The organism is Cupriavidus sp. 05N40 (assembly GCF_056397305.1).
Genome location: NZ_JBFTND010000446.1, coordinates 1 through 995, shown reverse-complemented (window position 1 = coordinate 995; position 995 = coordinate 1). Strand labels below are relative to the sequence as shown.

1 protein-coding gene is annotated in these 995 nt (G+C 70.2%); it reads left to right on the top strand.

What is annotated here, in order from left to right; genetic code table 11:
• Positions 1-43: 43 nt before the first annotated feature.
• Positions 44-995: sugar ABC transporter ATP-binding protein (locus tag AC1DO7_RS41365; protein ID WP_477117586.1), on the top strand; the 952-nt coding region annotated here is incomplete at its 3' end.

The following is a 995-nucleotide window of genomic DNA, read 5'->3' as shown; positions in this document are numbered from 1 at the left end:
GAGCTGCTCAAGGGCGCGTCCGCCATCATTCCGGAGGCCAACCATGCCATCGTCTGACCAAGCCGCCACCAACGCCACTTTCGCCACTATCGCCACTATCGCCACCGACAACCCGGCGCCGCTGCTGGCGCTGCGCAATATCTCCAAGACCTTCCCCGGCGTGCGCGCGCTGCRCAACGTGGAGCTGACCGCCTACGCCGGCGAGGTGCATGCGCTGATGGGCGAGAACGGCGCCGGCAAGTCCACGCTGATGAAGATCCTCTCGGGCGCCTATATCGCCGACCCCGGCGGCGAATGCCGCATCGACGGCCAGCCGGTGCAGATCGACGGCCCGCAGGCRGCGCGCGCGCTGGGCGTGGCGGTGATCTACCAGGAGCTGAGCCTGGCGCCCAACCTGAGCGTGGCGGAGAACATCTACCTGGGCCGCGCACTGCAGAAGCACGGACTGGTGGCGCGCGGCGACATGGCGCGCGCGTGCGAACCCACGCTGGTGCGCCTCGGCGCGGACTTCCCGGCCACCGCCTGCGTGGCGGGCCTGTCGATCGCGCAGCGGCAGCTGGTGGAGATCGCCCGCGCGGTGCATTTCGATGCGCGCATCCTGGTGATGGACGAGCCCACCACGCCGCTGTCCACCCACGAGACCGACCGGCTGTTCGCGCTGATCCGGCAGCTGCGCGGCGAGGGCATGGCCATCCTCTACATCAGCCACCGCATGGCTGAGATCGACGAGCTGGCCGACCGCGTCACGGTGCTGCGCGACGGCGGTTTCGTCGGCACGCTGGAGCGCGCCGCGCTGACCCGGGCGGCGCTGGTCAAGATGATGGTGGGCCGCGATCTGTCGGGCTTCTACACCAAGACCCATGCCAAGCCGGGCCAGCATGGCGAGGTGATGCTGTCGGTGCGCGACATGGCCGACGGCCGGCGCGTCAAGGGCTGCAGCTTCGAGGTGCATGCCGGCGAAGTACTGGGGCTGGCCGGGCTGGTCGGTGCCGGGC